At 64.7% G+C, this 16,037-nt stretch carries 13 protein-coding genes; 8 read left to right on the top strand and 5 right to left on the bottom strand.

Annotation, left to right across the window (positions count from 1 at the left end):
* The first annotated feature begins 122 nt into the window (after nucleotides 1-122).
* The 4 genes from AC56LR_RS14520 (at nucleotide 123) to AC56LR_RS14505 (ending at nucleotide 6,960) form a co-directional block, all read left to right on the top strand.
* Nucleotides 123-2,879 carry a type VI secretion system Vgr family protein gene (locus tag AC56LR_RS14520; RefSeq protein WP_497131406.1) on the top strand — a complete coding sequence of 919 codons (2,757 nt, stop codon included), beginning with the start codon at nucleotides 123-125 and terminating at the stop codon, nucleotides 2,877-2,879.
* 28 nt (nucleotides 2,880-2,907) lie between these two features.
* Nucleotides 2,908-4,941 carry a phospholipase D-like domain-containing protein gene (locus tag AC56LR_RS14515; protein ID WP_497131405.1) on the top strand — a complete coding sequence of 678 codons (2,034 nt, stop codon included), beginning with the start codon at nucleotides 2,908-2,910 and terminating at the stop codon, nucleotides 4,939-4,941.
* Between the two features lie 90 nt (nucleotides 4,942-5,031).
* A complete protein-coding gene (locus tag AC56LR_RS14510) occupies nucleotides 5,032-6,555 on the top strand; it encodes a tetratricopeptide repeat protein (protein ID WP_497131404.1) in 1,524 nt (507 codons plus the stop codon).
* Nucleotides 6,556-6,705: 150 nt separating this feature from the next.
* Nucleotides 6,706-6,960: a PAAR domain-containing protein gene (locus tag AC56LR_RS14505; protein WP_497131403.1), complete on the top strand. Its 255-nt coding sequence runs from the start codon at nucleotides 6,706-6,708 to the stop codon at nucleotides 6,958-6,960.
* An 85-nt stretch (nucleotides 6,961-7,045) separates the two neighbouring features.
* Here AC56LR_RS14505 and AC56LR_RS14500 read toward each other — a convergent pair whose 3' ends face one another.
* The 3 genes from AC56LR_RS14500 to AC56LR_RS14490 all read right to left on the bottom strand — a co-directional run bounded on the left by AC56LR_RS14500 (nucleotide 7,046) and on the right by AC56LR_RS14490 (nucleotide 9,053).
* Nucleotides 7,046-7,573: a M23 family metallopeptidase gene (locus AC56LR_RS14500; protein WP_497131401.1), complete on the bottom strand. Its 528-nt coding sequence runs from the start codon at nucleotides 7,571-7,573 to the stop codon at nucleotides 7,046-7,048.
* A gap of 58 nt (nucleotides 7,574-7,631) precedes the next feature.
* Nucleotides 7,632-8,780, bottom strand: a complete 1,149-nt coding sequence (locus AC56LR_RS14495) for a mechanosensitive ion channel family protein (protein WP_497131400.1) — start codon at nucleotides 8,778-8,780, stop codon at nucleotides 7,632-7,634.
* A gap of 93 nt (nucleotides 8,781-8,873) precedes the next feature.
* Nucleotides 8,874-9,053: a DUF3606 domain-containing protein gene (locus AC56LR_RS14490; RefSeq protein ID WP_497131398.1), complete on the bottom strand. Its 180-nt coding sequence runs from the start codon at nucleotides 9,051-9,053 to the stop codon at nucleotides 8,874-8,876.
* A 126-nt stretch (nucleotides 9,054-9,179) separates the two neighbouring features.
* Here AC56LR_RS14490 and AC56LR_RS14485 point away from each other — a divergent pair, with 126 nt between their 5' ends.
* From AC56LR_RS14485 to AC56LR_RS14475, 3 genes are all read left to right on the top strand, one after another.
* Nucleotides 9,180-9,494 carry a thioredoxin family protein gene (locus AC56LR_RS14485; RefSeq protein WP_497131396.1) on the top strand — a complete coding sequence of 105 codons (315 nt, stop codon included), beginning with the start codon at nucleotides 9,180-9,182 and terminating at the stop codon, nucleotides 9,492-9,494.
* Entirely contained in the window at nucleotides 9,491-10,795 is a 1,305-nt protein-coding gene (locus AC56LR_RS14480) for an MFS transporter (protein ID WP_497131394.1), read from the top strand. The genes AC56LR_RS14485 and AC56LR_RS14480 overlap by 4 nt, the downstream gene beginning before the upstream one ends.
* Nucleotides 10,796-10,868: 73 nt before the next feature.
* Complete coding sequence (locus tag AC56LR_RS14475; protein ID WP_497131392.1) at nucleotides 10,869-12,173, top strand: aspartyl/asparaginyl beta-hydroxylase domain-containing protein; 1,305 nt, start codon at nucleotides 10,869-10,871, stop codon at nucleotides 12,171-12,173.
* 8 nt (nucleotides 12,174-12,181) lie between these two features.
* On the opposite strand, the gene AC56LR_RS14470 is transcribed toward AC56LR_RS14475, so the two are convergent.
* Nucleotides 12,182-12,991, bottom strand: a complete 810-nt coding sequence (locus AC56LR_RS14470) for a DUF481 domain-containing protein (protein WP_497131391.1) — start codon at nucleotides 12,989-12,991, stop codon at nucleotides 12,182-12,184.
* Nucleotides 12,992-13,079: 88 nt separating this feature from the next.
* Nucleotides 13,080-14,372: an NCS2 family permease gene (locus AC56LR_RS14465; protein ID WP_497131389.1), complete on the bottom strand. Its 1,293-nt coding sequence runs from the start codon at nucleotides 14,370-14,372 to the stop codon at nucleotides 13,080-13,082.
* Nucleotides 14,373-14,512: 140 nt separating this feature from the next.
* Between AC56LR_RS14465 and AC56LR_RS14460 the strand changes: the two genes are divergently transcribed.
* Nucleotides 14,513-15,721, top strand: a complete 1,209-nt coding sequence (locus AC56LR_RS14460; protein ID WP_497131387.1) for a hypothetical protein — start codon at nucleotides 14,513-14,515, stop codon at nucleotides 15,719-15,721.
* The last annotated feature ends 316 nt before the right edge of the window (nucleotides 15,722-16,037 follow it).

The raw sequence follows: 16,037 nt of genomic DNA, 5'->3' as shown, positions 1-16,037 counted from the left end.
GACATGGCGCAGGGAAACGCATTGATTCGGGTCAATTTCAAATTGACAGCATCAGGGTAAGGTAGCCGTTTACTTTTTCTATTGCGCCCACAGTCACGGCGGGCGGCCATCGGAGGCAATCAATGGGCGACATCCAGGCGCTTGCGGCTGATGCCGTGCGGTCCGCATTCAGTGCTGCATCCCAGCACAAGCGCGTCATGCAGCTGAAATTTCCTTTCGAGGACGGACCGCCCGCGATCCTCCTGCCGGACAAGCTGGTCTTTCACGAAGCCGTCTCTTGCTGTTTTCGGGGCGTGCTCGATGTGCTGTCCGACAACCCGCGCATCCCGCTGAAAATCGTCATGGGAAAAATGGTGACCGTCTCCCTGGTGCGGGAAGACGGGTCGCTGCGCTACTTCAACGGTTACATCACCGAGTTCCGCTTCCTGCGCAGCGATGGCGGTTTTGCCTTTTACCAGATGGTGTTCGAACCCTGGCTTGCATTTGCCCGGCTGCGCAAGGATTGCGTCTCGTTCCACAACAAGACCGTGCGCGAGATCACCGAGGAAACCATCAAGCACTACCGCCAGGCCGACTGGCACATCCACTTGACTGGCGACGATCCGAAGCTGACCGTCGCCAACCAGTACAACGAGACCGACTACAACCACCTGCACCGGCGCTGGGAAGGGCTGGGCCTGCACTACTGGTACGAGCACGAGTTCGGCCGCCACAAGCTCATGCTTTCGGACGACAGCTTCCTGTCCAAGCCGATCGACGACGAAGCATATGTAATCTCGATCCACCACAAGGGCGGCTCGCGCGAGGACGACGGCATCCGCGAGTGGACGGTAAGCCGGCGTCTCGGCTCGGGCCGAACCACGCTGACGAGCTTCGACTACAAGAATCCGCGTGCCCAACGCGTCGAAGCCCCTTCGCTCGACCGGCAAGACGACTTCTTTCCTTATGAGATCTACGAGGACACCGGGGCGTACGGCTTTCGCATGCGCGCTGACGGCGAACAGCTGGCGGGCCGGCGCATGGACGAAGCGGACAAGGACACGCAGTATTTCGAGGCGGCGGGTAACGACAGGTGCGTGCTGCCCGGCCGCACCTTCAAGCTCGGCGGCAACTTCAGCGCCGCGCCGCGCTCGCCTGCATACGAGCCCGAGCCGCGCGACAGCATCAATGACCGCTACTATCTGATCCTGTCCGCCGACCACGAAGTATCGAATAACTACCAGGCTGGCCTGGGCGCACCGTCGCATTACGAAAACCGTTTTACCTGCATTCGCAAGGATATCCGTTGGCGCCCCGGCCTCAGCTACAACAGTGAGCCTGCCACTTATATGGGCTTGCATACGGCGCTTGTCGTTGGCCCGGCCGGGGCCGAGATCCACACTGACGGCTACGGGCGCGTCAAGCTGCAACTCCATTGGGACCGGCTGGGCCATTACGACGAGAACAGCTCCCCCTGGATCAGGGTGATGACACCGGCGGCCGGGGACGAATTCGGGCAGATCCGCTTGCCGCGCGTGGGCGAGGAGGTGGCGGTCGTCTACCCAAACGGGAATATCGATCATCCGTTGATCCTTGGCGCCGTCCATAACGGACAGCACATGCCGCCGTGGTCGCTGCCGGAACAGCAGTCGCTCGCCGGTCTGCGCAGCCGGGAACTGGGCGGCGGGACGCGCGGCAACCATCTCATCCTGGACGACACGAAAGGACAGATCCAGGCGCAGTTGAAAAGCGACCACCAGTGCAGCCAGCTCTCGCTTGGCTACATCACACGCATCGAAAACACCAGCGGGCGCCAGGATGGGCGCGGCGAAGGCTGGGAGCTGAGCACCGACGGGCACGGCGTGGCGCGCGCGGCACGGGGGCTGTTGATCACGACCGAGGCGCGGAAATCCGCGCGCGGGCCGATCAAGGACATGGGCGAAACGGCGAAACGGCTGGATGCCGCGCACAAGCTGCACGATGGGCAGGCCACGGCGGCGCTGCAGGGCCTGGCCCAGGAAAGCGGACAGCAGCACGACGTCGCCGATGCGCTCAAGGTACAGAATGACGCCGTACGGGGAACCGGCGAACAGTTCCCGGAGCTCTCCGAACCTCACCTTGTCCTGGCCAGCCCGTCCGGAATCGAGGCCACCTCTGCGCAATCGACCCACATCGCCAGCGCCGAGCACACGGCCCTGACGACCGGACGCAGCCTTTCGATCGCCACCGGCGACAGTCTGTTCGCGAGCATCAGGCAGACAATGCGCCTGTTCGTCCATAAGGCGGGCATGAAGCTGGTTGCCGCTGCCGGCAAGATCACCGTGCAGGCGCACGACGACGACATCCAGCTCATCGCCAACAAGGTTCTGTCCATGATCAGCCAATCCGACTGGGTCGACATCAGGGGAAAGAAAGGCGTGCGGCTGCACGGTTCCGAGGCCATGGTCGAGATCACCGACCGAATGCAGGTCTTCGCACCCAAGCCGGCGCTATTCCACGGCAACCTCGAAACCCTCGCTCCCCAGAATCGGCCGCAACCATCGGCGGAGCACAAGATCACCATTGCGGAGCCGGAGACGCCCGAAGACCCGAAGCAGCTTGTCTTCTCGCTGCAAACGCACCAGGAAGGCGGTGGCGCATTCGCGAACGTTCCCTACACGCTGTTCAAGAACGGGAGCCAGGTCGAAGAAGGCATCACCGACGACCTCGGCCGTGTTGCTATCGAGCACACACGCGGAACCCAGGGATATACCGTCGAGCTGGCGAACGGCGACAGATACGACCTGAAAGCCTGGGAGAAATTCGATCCCAAGGACAAGGCATTGCACAGCGAGCAGCGTCTCTCGAACGAAGGCGCACGCGCGCTCGATGGATCGGCGCAAGGCCGCACCCGCTCTTGAACTTGCCTCGAACGGAACAGGAATTCTCATGGGCCCGAAAGGCTATCTGCGAACCGAACAGGTTCACATCGACGAAGTCGGCTGCAAAGCCACATCCACCATCCAGTGGTTTGCGGAGAACAGGAACAAGGGGGGAAACGCCACCCATCCCATCACCCATAACAACAAGCTCAGCGTCCTGATATGCGGGAAGGACGGCTTCGCAGCCATCGCCAGGGACATCGCAGCCGCGAAGGACAGCATCGACCTGGTGTGCTGGGGATTCGATCCGGGAATGGAGCTGGTGCGCAACGGGTATCACTGGCCACGGGCCGACACCTATGGCGATCTCCTGATCGCGGCGGGACGGCGCGGCGTGCGGGTGCGCTTGCTGGCCTGGCATAGCGCCAGCGGCGGCAGGCTGCAAAAGCACATGCCGGGCCATACCCATGGCAGGAGTCCCTGGCGCGCGCAGTATGGCGATCTGGAAGCCCAGCGGCTCAATGCCGGGCGCAGCCTGCAACTGATACGCGAGCATGCCCAGGCCAACCGGCATAAGAAGGAATGGAACATCCCGGGCGACAAACTCGCGGCGATGGCAAGGGAAGAGTATTGCTGCAGCTGGTACAGGGCGGCATTCGCGGGGCGGCTGACGAACATCAGTATCCGCCTGCGGGACGGCGATTCCGGCAGCATCGACGACGCGCTTGACCAGGAGGCCAGGCAGCCCGACGCAGTCGAGAGCAAGCTGCTGACCTATGGCGGCACCCATCACCAGAAGCCCATCCTGATCGACTTCGCCCATGACGAGGGCAGGAAGGCGGTCGGCTACGTCATGGGCCTGAATTCGCTGACCGACTATTGGGACACCCCGGAGCATTGCGTCGAGAATCCCCTGCGCGAGCAAGGCGCGGCCAAGACGACCAAAGAACATGCGGAGGGCGTCGATGGACTTTCCGATTTCGAGACCCTGAAGCCTTACCGCGACTACGCCTGCCGCCTAGAAGGCGGCCGCGCCCTGATACCGCTGCACGAGAATTTCGAGCGGGGCTGGGAACGTGCGGGGGGCGCCGCCCCCGCCAAGCCTTACGCGTGCGCCACGCCACCCTCTGCCTTGCTGCGCAAGGCAGAGGGTGGCGACTCGACGGTGCAGATTGTCCGCACCCAGCCCGAGGAAGACGATTTCACGATCAGGGACATCTATTTCAATGCGACCCGCGTCGCCGCCGCGGCGACCGGTTACCTGTACCTGGAAAACCAGTATTTCCAGTACCAGGACTGGGCCGAGCACTTGCTGGCGATCCGGAAAAAGGTGATCGCCGGGTGGAACCGCAACTGCGCGAAGATCGGCAAGGGCAGCGAGGACGTGCCGGTCATGCACGTCTTCGTCGTCATTCCGGCTCCCGAGCGGGCGCAGATGGTTCCGCGCACTTACGACACCCTCGCCACGCTGGGCCAGCACGGCGGCATGAAGGGGCAGGTCAAGATGATCGAGGAAGCCAATGAAAAGGCCAGGCTCGAGCAACAAGCGTCCAGGCAGTTTTCCTTCAGGGGCGTGAGCGGAATGCGGGCGACGCAGCAAGCATCGACGGATGTCGTCTCGACCGCCAACAGGATCGACAAGCCGTCCGCGCTGATCCTCAAGGAGATTTACGGACTGCGGGTATGCGTGGCCGTGCTCAACGCCTGCGAATTCAACCAGGCGCGGCGCCAGTGGCGCTACCGCGAAATCTACATCCATTCCAAGCTGCTGCTGATCGACGACGGCTTCTTCACGCTCGGCAGCGCCAACCTGAACCAGCGCAGCATGGCGGTCGACAGCGAGATCAACCTCGCCACCAACGACCCACGGCATGCAACCGCCCTGCGCAAACGGGTCTGGGCGCAGCTCACGGGCGGGAAATATGACGGGGGGAATGCGACGCCACGGGAAATCGAAGAAACCTTCATTAACTGGGTAAAGCTCATGAGAATAAACAAAGAAAGACAAAAGTCGCGGTCGACCGACCCGAAAAAGAAGCAGATGGAAGGCTTCATCGTCCCGCTGGACGATGGTCGGAGTTCGACCATGCGTCTCGGTTGAGCCATGCGGACCTTTACCGCTTTTTCTCCACATCGTAGCCGCACCGCGGCAACGACCCTCATCACGCTCACACTCCTGGTGGCCTGCAACATGGACAAGACCAAGCTTCCCCCGCATCTGCAAGCCCTGGCGCCCTTCGATCCGCACATTGCCTCCTTCGACTGCCAGACCGAAGCGAGCAAGGTGCCGCCCGTCGACGCCCAGGCCGACGACTGGTTTCTCGAGGCCCGCGCGCTGGAAGATGGTACGACCTTCTATGAAGACCGCGACTACAAGAGAATCGTCCGGCTGACCCGTCAGGCCGCCGAGCGGCATCACTGGAAGGCGATGCTGAACCTGGCCAGCCTGTACGTGGAAAAGCACGATTTGCCGCATGGCGAGGACGAGGCAGCGGCGCTGGTGTCGCAGGCCATGGAACTGGGCATACCGGCCGCCTACGACCGGATGGGCACCTATTACCTCAACGGCACCGGTGTGCCCGGCGATCCCGACCGCGCCTATGCCTTTTTCCAGAAGGCGGCCCAGATGGGCAACCCGCATGCAATGCATTTCCTCGGCGAGAAGATCGATGCGGGCGCGGACGGTCTCAAGCCGGGCTACTGGGGCAACATCCCGATTGCGATCAAGATGTTCGAGTGCGCGCTGGGCCAAGGATACGGCCCGGCTGCCGAAGAACTCGAATTCATGTACGCGGTTCCGCGCGCGCCGGACGGAGCGGAAAGCGGCAGGGAAACCCCGGCGACCCGCGACCGCGTGATGCGGGCGCTGCACGAGGGCGTGAAGGGAGGCTGCATGCACTGCGCATATAGCTTGTTCATCGAGTTTGACCATCCAGGCGACCTGGAAAGCATGTTCGTGCCTTTCATCGACAAGGCACGCGGCCAGCGTTACAAACTGCTCGGTAAGGCACTCAGTTTCAACCCCGACCGGCGCTTCCCCAACCTCGACAAGATCCTGCCCTTGCCGCCGGCCGCACTGCCGCCTTGGGACGGAACCCGCGAAAGCCTGCTTGCGGCGGCCATGGCCGTCGTGCCCGCACCAATCACTCCCGCACCCACCGAGGCTTCACTCAGGAAGGGCCGCTACTTCCTCGATAGCGCCTATGCGTTCAGGCCCATAGCGGAAACGACGAACGCCCTCCAGGCGCCGGTCGCCAGCTACTGGCAACCGACCGCGCCGCAGGAAGCAGCCGAGGTGCGCGCCTTCCTGGCCGGCATTGCGCCCGGCCTCTACGGCAAGGGCGAAGCGTTCGAGCAGCCGCGCATCCCGGACGGCACGGGCGGGAAAGTGGTTTCCGGCGTGGTCTGGCAGCGCGTGATCACCGTACGTAACGACGCCGGCATGGTTGCGCCGCGCACGGCGCTCAGGCTGTCGCGCCAGGTCGCACGACTGCAGCCGCAGGTGGAATGCGACGGAAACAAGACCTGCCGGCGCACAGGCACCTGGCAGCCCTGGCTCGCGCCGGGCCACCCGCTGGAACAGGAAGTCAATCAAGCGTGGCGGCAGCGCTGGCTGACGGCAGGGCAGCCGTTCCCCGACCCGAGGCGCGACTGGATGCTGCCGCTGGAAAATGCCGAGTTGAAGTGGCATCTTCTCGAAGCGGAAACACAATAAGAAAATAGATCAAGCTGCCATGTCAAAGGACATATTTGCTCAGCAGTCGTCTGCATGCTGTACGCGAGTGGCTGTGCTCGCACAAATCGTTTCCTCCGAGCAGGGCATCTCAGCAGGGCGGCTCACCAATTAACACCGGGAGAACTGAACATGAAGCACGAAGGACGTGGCGTGATTCGATTGAATGACAAGACCGATCATGGTGGCCAAGTCATTTCCGTTTCGTCCGGCACGGTGGTGATGGGCACTGAGGCAGCGCTTGCCGACGATGTGACCTTCTGTCCCAAATGCAAAGGGAAGTTTCCTATCAAGCCGAACGGTGCCGGTGCCAAACACAAGGGCCGGTCCTATGCCTATGACAACGATCTCACCGCCTGCGGTGCGAAGTTGATTGCCTCGATATGACTGTCCTGATCCACCGGCATGGCATCGGCAATTACTGTTGCCGTTCCTGGCACTGGATGAACACGGGAGGCTCCATTTGCCGCAGCTACCGCCTGCCCGAACCCTGCAGCAGCGGATACGGATTGACCGCCCCCTCGGTCCCATACACCCCGTAATGCAAATGCGGCGGCGTCGCCGCCGCATTCCCCGTATTGCCCACGAACCCCAGCACCCGTCCTTCCTCCACCCGCATGCCGGCCGCCACGTCCGAAAAGCGGTCGAGGTGGGCGTAGTAGTGCCGCTGGCCGCCCGGCCCCAGCATCCACACCACTTGTCCCCCTAACCGGTTGGTCCCGGTCCGCAGCACGATGCCTTCGGTGGCGGCGCGCACCGGCGTGCCGCGCCTGGCGAAAATGTCGATGCCCTCGTGCCGGCGCCCGTTGCCGCGCGCGGCATGCCAGGTATCGCGCAAGCCCTTGGGACGCACGCCCTGGACCGGCATGGCCAGCGCCGGGGGCGCCGGCATCGACGCCAGGCGCATGGCGTACAGCCCATGGCGCAGCCAGGGACCCATGAGGCCCCAGGCGCCGGCCAGGAGAACGGCAATGAAGAGGCTGCGCAGGAAGCTTCGCATGGGTCGCGGGATGACGGGAATACGCAACAGCTGGGGGCGAATGCCCGGATTGACAGGGTCAGGTGACGAAGCGCGGACGCAGGGCGGTGGGCGCATATTCGTTGGCGGCCACCGGCTGGTCGCCACGGACCTCGCCCTGGTTCGATGCCTCCTGCAAGAGCACGTGCTGCGGGCGCAGCGCCGTCGAGATGCCGAGCTCGTCGAACATGTCCATCAGGTCGAGATTGATCGCCTGCTGGGTATCCATATACAGGCCGTAGTCGGTGTCGAGCATGGTGTAGACGACCTCGTACTCGATCCAGTTCTGGTCCACGGTCTTGAGGTGGGCGCGGTCGAAGCGCGTCCGGTCATGCTTGCCGACGATGGCGCGCACCCGCTCCGGCACCTGGGCCGCCAGCTCGCGCGGGGTGCCCGGGCTGGCGCGCAGCGTGAACTGGATGCGGCGCGTCGTCATGCGGCGGAAGTTGAACACCGTCTGGCGCAGCAGCTCCGCATTCGAGATGATGATCTGCTCGCCGCCGATGGCGCGCAGCCGGGTCGACTTCAGGCCGACGTGCTCGACCGTGCCGGAAAATTTATCGACCGTGATCGAGTCGCCCACTTCGAAGGGCTTGTCGACGGCGATCGACATCGACGCGAACAGGTCGCCCAGGATGTTCTGCACGGCCAGCGCAATGGCGACGCCGCCGATGCCCAGGCTGGCGATAAAGGTGGTGACGTTGATGCCCAGGTTCGACAGCATGGCCAGCACGAACACCACCCAGACGGTGGTCTGCAGCAGCCAGATGACGACGGTATGGGCGACCGTCACCTGCTGGTCGATGCCGGCGCGCTTGTGCTTGAGGAAGTAGCGGCGCGAGCCGACCTTGACCGCGCGGTGCAGGAAGATCGCGAGCTGGATGCCGAGCGTGAAGAACCACAGGTGGCTGATGCGGCCATTCCAGGGTTCGGGCAGGTCGAGCACCGACAGCCCGATCAGGACCGCGGTGGCGAAGATGGCGAAGGTGCCGGTGCGCGCCAGCGTCTTGATCAGCACCTGGGCGACGGGGCGGTGCTGGCGTTCTTCGCTGAGCTTGCCGAGACGCTTGCGGAACAGCATCAGCGCCGCGTGCATCAGGATGAAGCTGCCGATGGCGGCGCCGATGGCGAACAAAGCGTTGGCCAGGGAAATGTCGAGGGATTGTACGAAGACAGTGATTCTATTCAAACCGGGCTCCTTTCGGATGGATCGGCGCCGGGTGCGCGTACCGGGGAGTCCGGCCGGACCGCGGCTGGGGCGGCGCCGGCCGAACAGGGTGCATCAGCCGCGTTTCAGGTGCTCACGGACCTTGTCGGCCACCGGGCCGACCTGCTTGACGGCATCGATGAGCTGTTCCTTGCTGATGCCCAGGGCTTCGGTCCAGTAGCGGACTTCCCATTCTTCGTGCACGTTGATGCGGCTGCGGTCTTGCGATCCGGCTTTTTGCAGATTGTCGGCCATGTTGGCTCCTGTTGACGAGTTTGATTCAACTATGGCACCGGTACTCACCATGGTCAGTTAGGCATTTCACCTTTCACAAGCATTTCTTGGTACGCTTGCCATATCGGCATTATTGAGGAGTACCGCATGACCTACGACACCGTCCAGCCCGAACGCAGCGCCATCGATGCGCTGCCCGGCACCACCGTGCTCGATTTCGGCACCAACTGGTGCGGCTATTGCCGTGCCGCCGAGCCGCTGATCGACGAGGCCCTGCGCTCCGGCCCGGTGCGCCATGTGAAGGTCGAGGACGGACCGGGGCGCGCGCTCGGGCGCTCCTTCCGCATCAAGCTGTGGCCGACCGTGGTCGTGCTCAAGGACGGCCAGGAAGTCGCGCGCGTGGTGCGGCCGGTCTCCAGCGACGAAGTGCGCGTGGCCCTGGCCCAGGCCGGTGCCGCATGACGGAAGCTGCAAGCCACCTCCCGGCCAACAAGCCGCGCACCGTCCTGTTCGCGAGCCTGATCGGCACCACCATCGAGTTCTACGACTTCTATATCTATGCCACCGCCGCGGTGCTGGTCTTCCCGCGGTTGTTCTTCCCGGCGGCCGACCCGGCCGCCGCCACCCTGCAATCGCTGGCGACCTTCGCCATCGCGTTTTTCGCGCGCCCGGTCGGCTCGGCCGTGTTCGGTCATTTCGGCGACCGCGTCGGACGCAAGGCCACCCTGGTGGCCGCGCTCCTTACCATGGGTATCTCGACGGTCCTGATTGGCCTGCTGCCGACCTATGCGTCGATCGGCACCGCGGCGCCCCTGCTGCTGGCGCTGTGCCGCTTCGGCCAGGGCCTGGGCCTGGGCGGCGAGTGGGGCGGGGCGGTGCTGCTGGCCACCGAGAACGCGCCGCCATCCAAACGCGCCTGGTACGGCATGTTTCCGCAGCTGGGCGCGCCGATCGGCTTCTTCCTGTCGGGCGCTACCTTCCTGGTCCTTGGCCAGGTGATGAGCGACGCGGAGTTCTTCAGCTATGGCTGGCGCATTCCTTTCCTGGCCAGCGCGCTGCTGGTGATCGTCGGCCTGTACGTGCGCCTGAAGATCACCGAGACGCCCGACTTCCAGAAGGTGATCGACCGTGGCGAGCGGGTCAAGGTGCCGGTGCTGGCCGTGCTGCACGACCATCGCCGCGCCCTGGTGCTGGGCACCGTCATCGCGGTGTGCACCTTCGTGGTGTTCTACCTGATGACGGTGTTCGCGCTGAGCTGGGGCACGATGAAGCTGGGCTTCTCGCGCCAGCAATTCCTGACCTTGCAGCTGGTGGCGGTGGTGTTCTTCGGCTTGACCATCCCGCCCTCGGCGCTGCTGGCCGACCGTTACGGCCGGCGCGCGGCAATGATCCTGGTGAGCGCGGCCATTGCCTTGTTCGGCCTGCTGTTCGGTCCGCTGTTCGGCGCCGGCACGCTGCTGTCGGTGGGCGCCTTCATGATCATCGGGATGTGCCTGGTGGGCTTCACCTATGGGCCGCTGGGTACGATGCTGGCCGAGATGTTCCCGCCCGAAGTGCGCTATACGGGCGCTTCGCTCACCTTCAATTTCGCCGGCATCCTGGGCGCCTCGCTGGCGCCTTATGTGGCGACCTGGCTGGCGACCAACTACGGGCTGGCCTGGGTCGGCTACTACCTGTCGGGCGCCGCGCTGTTAAGCCTGTTTGCGCTGCTGGCGATCGGGAAAGGCAGCCGCGGCAGCGGCGTGCAGGAGAGAATGGCCTGAAGTAAATACTGCTTGCTAATATGCATAGTGTTGCACCAGAATGTTTGGCTCGTACTTACATCCCGGGGTTCACGTGCAGCAGGTAAATAACAGGCAGCCAGACACTGTCCAGATTGCAGCAATCGAACGCGAGGCGCTGCAGGCCAGTGCGCGCGGCGAGCACCAGCGCGCGAATCGCTTGTGGGAAAGCATCCTGGCCAGGGCGCCGGACCATCCGCGCGCGCTGCGCTCGCTGTCGCACGCGGCCTTCCAGGCCGGGCAACATGCGCAGGCGCGGGCGCTGCTCGAACGCCTGGTCAGCGTCGACGGGCGCGAGGTCCAGCAATGGCTGAACCTGGCCGTGGTCTGCCTGGCCATGCAGGACGATGCCGCTGAAGAAGCCGCGATCCGCGGCGCCCTGACGGTGGATCCCTACGACCTGGTCGGGCTCTTGATGCGCAGCCGCCTCTACATCCGCCAGGGCAAGCGCCAGGCCGCGGCCTCGGCCTGCGCCGCGGTGGCCGCCGTGGCGCCACCCCTGCAATCGCTGGCGCCGGATTTGCAGCCGGCGGTGCGCGAAGCCCTGGCCTGGCACGAAGCCTATAGCCGCGAATTCGGCAGCTACCTGGACGATTTCCTGGCGCCCCGGCTCAAGGACATGCAGGGAGAAGACCTGCGGCGCTTCCGCGATTCGCTCGACGTCATGGTTGGGCGCAAGCGCCGCTACGACTCGCAGCCGGCGCTGTTCCATTTCCAGGGCCTGGCCCCGGTCAGCTTCTTCGAGCGCGCCGATTTTCCCTGGCTCGACGCCTTTGAAAGCGCAACCGGCGACATCCGCGCTGAATGCTTGACCGTGATGGCGTCGGAAGAAGGCTTCTCGCCCTATATCAATTATGGCGACGACCAGCCGCTGGCCCAGTGGGCGGAACTGAACCGCTCGCCAAGCTGGAATGCCTTCCGCCTGATCGACAATGGCGAGTCGGTGGCCGGCAATGCCGAACGCTGCCCGCGCACGATGGCGCTGCTGGCCGGGGCGCCGCAGCCGGACCAGCCGGGCCGCACGCCCAGCGCCATGTTTTCGGTCCTGAAGCCGCGCACGAAGATCCCGCCGCACACCGGCGTGAGCAACGTACGGCTGGTCACCCATCTGCCGCTGATCGTGCCGCCAGGTTGCGGCTTCCGGGTCGGGAACGACACGCGCGCATGGGAAGAGGGCAAGGCCTGGGTGTTCGACGACACCATCGAGCACGAAGCCTGGAACGAGAGCGACCAGCTGCGGGTCGTGCTGATCTTCGACATCTGGCATCCGGGGCTGTCGCCAGCCGAGCGCGCGATGGTCACGGCCATGAGCGCCGGCATCAACGCATTCACGCAGACGGCCGGCGGCTTCCAGCTATAGGATAGCGGCTAGAACGAATAGACCATCGTCAGCGAGGTCTGGGTATCCAGGTTCTTCTTGCCCGCCGGGACGCTGGTGTCGTTGCGGGCGGAAAAGCCAGCCTTCATCTGCATGGTGGAGTTGATCTTGGTGCTTAGCGAGGTCTCGGCCACCGAGTGGGTGTTCGAGGTGCCTTTTTCGACGCTGACGCTCTGCGCGAAATAGGCCGAGGGGCTCACGCGCCAGCGGAACTGGGCCGCGCCGCGCACCGTCAGGCCGCTTTCGTCCTCGCCGGTGGCGCGCTCGCCCGCGAAATAACCCGGGCCGATCTCGACGTCGAGCGATTTGTCGCCGGTGTTGAACCAGTTCGAGCCATGGCCCACCGACACCGACGAATAACGGGTATACGCGCCGAAGCGGTCGTTCACGTGCGAACCGAGGATGAAGGCGCGCTTGCCTTCGCCGAGCAGCTTGAGCGAAGCCTTGGCCGACGCCGCGAAGCGTTCGGCCGACTTGCTCTTTTCGATATTGCCCTCGTCGTCCTCGTACTCGTCTTCCTTGAAGAAGCCGCTGACCACGAATTCATGGCTCCAGGCGGCGGTCTCGTGGCGGGCGTCGATCTTGCCCGTGATGGAGGTGCCGCTGGTGTTGCCGGAGGTCGTGATCGCGCCCAGTTCGGCGGAGGTGAACCAGCCGCCTTCTGGAATCTCGGGCAGCGCCACGCTCAAGGGAGCGTGGACGTTGCCGACCATCGGCAGGTCGGGCTCGGCCTGGGCCGCGCCGTGGACGGCGCACAGGGCCAGGGCCAGGCTTTTCGCAAGAGAGTTGAATGATTTCATGAGCATCGTTACCACGAGGGCGCTTGCAGGATGCCGGACATTGTATCCCAAAGGCAGCGCAAAACGATGCTTTCCGACACAATTGGCGCTAGGTACCGATGTACACGATCTTGAAAGTGAAAAGCGCGGCAATCACCCACACCACCGGCGCCACTTCGCGCGCCCGGCCCGTGAGCAGTTTGAGCACCGCATAGGTGATGAAGCCGAACGCGATGCCTTCCGCGATCGAGAAGGTGAACGGCATGGTCAGCGCCGTCACCGCGGCCGGGATGCTTTCGGTGGAGTCGCCCCAGTCGACGTCGCCCAGGTCGCCCAGCATCAGGCAGGCCACGAACAGCAGGGCGGGCGCGGTCGCATAGGCCGGCACCACGCCGGCCAGCGGCGCGATGAACAGGCAGGCCAGGAACAGCACCGCCACCGTCACGGCAGTCAGGCCGGTGCGCCCGCCGGCCTGTACGCCCGAGGCGCTTTCCAGGTAGGCGGTGGTGCTCGAGGTGCCCAGCAGGCTGCCGGCCACGATGGCGCCGCTGTCGGCCAGCAGGGCCTTGTTGAGGCGGTCCATCTTGCCCTCGACCAGCAGGCCGGCGCGGCGCGCCACGCCCATCAGGGTGCCGGTGGCGTCGAACAGCTCCACCAGAAAGAACACCAGCACCACGTTCAGGATGCCGGCGGACAGGGCGCCGGGGATGTCGAGCCTGAGCAGGGTCGGGTCGATCGAGGGCGGGAGCGAGACGATGCCCTTGTAGGTGTTCCCGCCGAAGAAGAAGGACAGCACCGTCACCAGCACGATGCCGATCAGGATCGCGCCCTTCACGCGCAGGCGGTCCAGCGCCACGATCGCGAAGAAGCCGATGACGGCCATGATGGCTGGCGGCTGGTGCAGGTCGCCGGCTTTCACCAGGGTAGCCGGGCTGGCCACCACGATGCCGGCGTTCTTCAGCGCGATCAGGGCCAGGAACATGCCCAGGCCGACCGTGATGGCCACCCGCATCGAGCGCGGGATGCCGTTGACGATCATGCCGCGCAATCCCAGCACCGAGACCAGGATGAACAGGCAGCCCGAGATGAAGACCGCGCCCAGCGCGGCCTGCCAGGCGATGCCCATGCCGAGCACCACGGCATAGGCGAAATAGGCGTTCAGGCCCATGCCCGGCGCCATCGCGATCGGGTAGTTGGCGTACAGGCCCATGACGGCCGTGCCGAGCGCCGCCACCAGGCAGGTGGCCACGAACACGGCCTCTTTGGGCATGCCGGCGTCGCCGAGGATCGAGGGGTTGACGAAGATGATGTAGACCATCGTCAGGAAGGTCGTCAGCCCGGCCAGCAGTTCGGTGCGCACGTCGGTGCCGCTCTGGGTGAGCTTGAAGAATTTGTCGAGCATTGTATCGGCTCCATGCTTGTTTTGACTGAAGCATAACACCGTGCTGTCCAGGCGGGCGTGCGCATGGGCGGCAACGATAGGGTGCTGCATCCGATGCCGATGCGCTAACATGGCGATTCATTCATTACCGACCCACCGCCATGCCAAAGAACAAGCGCCCGCTGCCCCGTACTTCGAACAATCCGCGCGAGGAGGAAGCCGGCTCCCAGGCCAACGAGCTGGCCGAGCTGGCGCTCGCCATCGCCGAGCAGGAAGAGTTGCCGGGCCCGGGCGGCGACGGCGAACGCGAGGCCGAACTGGTGGCGCTGGTGCGCAAGCTGCTGCGCAAGAAGCGCGACGAGGTGCTGTACGAAGCGATCGAGCAGGCCCGCTATACCGACCCCGAAGCCTGCCGCCTGCTGCGCGGGCGCATCGAGGAAGAAGCCGCGACCCTGCGCCTGCGCCGCGACGACGGCGCCGAGTACGAGATCGACGCCTTCCTGGTGCCGCTGTTCGTGCGCAGCAGAGGCGGCCTGGCGGCGCAGGAAACCTTCCAGGACGCCGGCGCCTTCGAGGAGCTCTCCACCAGCTTCCACGCGGCCGGGCTGGAAGGCAAGGATGCCAAAGTGGTGCTGATCCAGCATGCCTACGACCTGGCCGAGATCGACCATATCGCGTTCTCGACCCTGCACGAGATGCTGCGCGAAGCCGCCGCCTCGCTGCTGGAGAAGAAGCTGCAGCCGGCGCCGACCATCGAGGCCAGCATCCGCGGCTGGACCGGCGAGCGCTTCGCCCCCGACGAGACGGCGCTGGAACTGCGCTTCCTGCTCGGCTTCTCGCTCAAGCGCGCGAACGACCCCTTCCATGCGGTGCCCAAGGACGAAGCCGCGGCGGACGCCTGGTATGCCGCACGCGCCGAGCGCTACCGCGGCTGGACGGTCCAGGTGGCCCCGCTGGTGCGCCGCTGCCTGTCGCACGACCCGGAGCGCGTCCACGCCGATTTCCTCTACCAGGACCTGTTCTACGGGGCGAAGGAGCAGGGCGTGGCCGAACTGACCACCCTCGGCACGCTGTCCGAGGTGGCGCGCACGCTGGTGGCCAAGGAGCTCGAGGCCGACCAGGTGCATGCGGCGGTGGCGCCGATCGACGCCGGCGAACACATCCTGCTGCGGGTGAACCTGTACGCCCTCGACGGCGGCACGCCCTGGGGCAGCGTCGAGGTGCCGGTCGACCTGGCCGCGGACCTGGGTGCGGAAATGGACAACCTGTGCGATGCGCTGCTGTCGCTGGGCCTGGAAGGGGTGTCGGTGGCCACCGGCTTCAGCCCGGACGGACATGCCGAAGGCGCCGAACCGTATCGCGCCGATTGATACCGGCGGTGGCCGGGAGGCCTCCTTTTTCCTACAAGCTTCCTGTCGGGTAAGGCGGGGCGGCGCCAGCTGCCGCCACGACACCGGCCGCCGAATGAAAACGCAGGTGAAATGGCCTTCGCGGAAGCCCGGCCGGAAGCACTTATCGCTCGTACAGGGTAAAGAGTTTGACAACTTTTCGTAGTTGAACTTCCTGTTTTTCTGTAGGAGCAGCCCTACAGCAGCCAGCTCATCAGTGGGCTCCTCCCTATGAGGGGCGCCTGCCCAGCTCGCTTGCACTATTTCTTGATGCCAATATTGCAATGCATAAATGAAA

The organism is Telluria sp. ZT3P39, from assembly GCF_059685935.1.
This window is presented reverse-complemented; position numbering and strand designations above follow the sequence as displayed.

Excerpts from the sequence above, each read along its gene's own strand:
- AC56LR_RS14520 (WP_497131406.1), top strand. The coding sequence starts at position 123 with ATGGGCGACATCCAGGCGCTTGCGGCTGATGCCGTGCGGTCCGCATTC.
- AC56LR_RS14515 (WP_497131405.1), top strand. The coding sequence starts at position 2,908 with ATGGGCCCGAAAGGCTATCTGCGAACCGAACAGGTTCACATCGACGAA.
- AC56LR_RS14510 (WP_497131404.1), top strand. The coding sequence starts at position 5,032 with ATGGACAAGACCAAGCTTCCCCCGCATCTGCAAGCCCTGGCGCCCTTC.
- AC56LR_RS14505 (WP_497131403.1), top strand. The coding sequence starts at position 6,706 with ATGAAGCACGAAGGACGTGGCGTGATTCGATTGAATGACAAGACCGAT.
- AC56LR_RS14500 (WP_497131401.1), bottom strand. The coding sequence starts at position 7,573 with ATGCGAAGCTTCCTGCGCAGCCTCTTCATTGCCGTTCTCCTGGCCGGC.
- AC56LR_RS14490 (WP_497131398.1), bottom strand. The coding sequence starts at position 9,053 with ATGGCCGACAATCTGCAAAAAGCCGGATCGCAAGACCGCAGCCGCATC.
- AC56LR_RS14485 (WP_497131396.1), top strand. The coding sequence starts at position 9,180 with ATGACCTACGACACCGTCCAGCCCGAACGCAGCGCCATCGATGCGCTG.
- AC56LR_RS14480 (WP_497131394.1), top strand. The coding sequence starts at position 9,491 with ATGACGGAAGCTGCAAGCCACCTCCCGGCCAACAAGCCGCGCACCGTC.
- AC56LR_RS14470 (WP_497131391.1), bottom strand. The coding sequence starts at position 12,991 with ATGAAATCATTCAACTCTCTTGCGAAAAGCCTGGCCCTGGCCCTGTGC.
- AC56LR_RS14465 (WP_497131389.1), bottom strand. The coding sequence starts at position 14,372 with ATGCTCGACAAATTCTTCAAGCTCACCCAGAGCGGCACCGACGTGCGC.
- AC56LR_RS14460 (WP_497131387.1), top strand. The coding sequence starts at position 14,513 with ATGCCAAAGAACAAGCGCCCGCTGCCCCGTACTTCGAACAATCCGCGC.